Raw genomic sequence first — 1,766 nt, 5'->3', positions numbered from 1 at the left:
ACGGATCCTGATGGCGATAACGTCAGCTACGAGTTAGTCGGTGACAATAAAGATTTATTTAGCATTGATGCGAATGGTGTTATTACCCTAGCCGGCAACCTTGATTTTGAGACGGCTGAATCACACACCGTGACAGTCAAAGCAACCTCAACGGATGGCACCACAAGCGAAGCGAACTTCGTGATTGCGGTTGAAAACGCCGATGGCACCACGCCAGGTGACGGCGATACCGATAACCCAATCGGTCCGGTGACTGATACTAATACGGCTGATAACACCATCTCAGAGAATGCGGCCATTGGTCAGCCAGTGGGTATTACAGCCCTTGCCACCGACCCGGATGGCGATAACGTCAGCTACGAATTAGTTGGTGACAATAAAGACTTGTTCTCAATCGATGCCAATGGCGTTATTACCCTAGCGGGCGAACTGGACTTTGAAGTCGCTGAATCACACACCGTGACGGTGAAAGCAACCTCAACCGATGGCACGACCTCACAAGCGGAGTTTGTGATCAACGTTGAAAACGCGGATGGCACCACGCCAGGTGAAGGTGATACCGATAACCCAATCGGGCCGGTGACTGATACCAATGCAGCTGATAACACGATTTCAGAGAATGCGGCGATTGGTCAGCCAGTGGGTATTACCGCACTGGCGACTGACCCAGATGGCGATAACGTCAGCTACGAATTAGTTGGTGACAATAAAGACTTGTTCGCCATCGATGCGAATGGTGTTATTACTCTAGCCGGTAACCTTGATTTTGAGACGGCTGAATCACACACCGTGACGGTGAAAGCGACCTCTACCGATGGCACCACGTCACAAGCTGATTTTGTGATTGCGGTTGAAAACGCCGATGGCAACACGCCAGGTGAAGGCGATACCGATAACCCAATCGGTCCAGTGACCGATACCAATACGGCTGATAACACCATCTCAGAGAATGCGGCCATTGGTCAGCCAGTGGGTATTACCGCACTGGCGACGGACCCTGATGGCGATAACGTCAGCTACGAATTAGTTGGTGACAATAAAGACTTATTTAGCATTGATGCCAATGGCGTGATCACCTTAGCGGGCGAACTGGACTTTGAAGTCGCTGAATCACACACCGTGACAGTCAAAGCAACGTCAACGGATGGCACCACAAGCGAAGCGAACTTCGTGATTGCGGTTGAAAACGCCGATGGCAACACGCCAGGTGAAGGCGATACCGATAACCCAATCGGTCCAGTGACCGATACCAATACGGCTGATAACACCATCTCAGAGAATGCGGCCATTGGTCAGCCAGTGGGTATTACGGCTCTTGCGACGGACCCTGATGGCGATAACGTCAGCTACGAGTTAGTCGGTGACAATAAAGACCTGTTCGCTATCAATGCGAATGGCGTGATCACCTTAGCCGGCAACCTTGATTTTGAGACGGCTGAATCACACACCGTGACAGTCAAAGCAACCTCTACCGATGGCACCACAAGCGAAGCGAACTTTGTGATTGCGGTTGAAAACGCGGATGGCACCACGCCAGGTGAAGGCGATACCGATAACCCAATCGGGCCGGTGACTGATACTAATACTGCGGATAACACCATCTCAGAGAATGCGGCGATTGGCCAGCCAGTGGGTATTACCGCACTGGCGACGGACCCTGATGGCGATAACGTCAGCTACGAGTTAGTCGGTGACAATAAAGACTTGTTCGCCATCGATGCGAATGGTGTTATTACTCTAGCCGGTAACCTTGATTTTGAGACGGC

Annotated in this window: 1 protein-coding gene; it reads left to right on the top strand. The window is 51.4% G+C overall.

The features are described from left to right. The coding region (locus tag Q8W26_RS17760) for a cadherin repeat domain-containing protein (RefSeq protein ID WP_305473874.1) at positions 1–1,766 on the top strand (1,766 nt) is incomplete at both ends.

The sequence above is a fragment of the Psychrobium sp. 1_MG-2023 genome (genome assembly GCF_030689115.1).
Taxonomy (GTDB): domain Bacteria; phylum Pseudomonadota; class Gammaproteobacteria; order Enterobacterales; family Psychrobiaceae; genus Psychrobium.
Note: the sequence above shows the minus strand (reverse complement) of the source record. Positions and strands in the feature narration are given on the sequence as shown.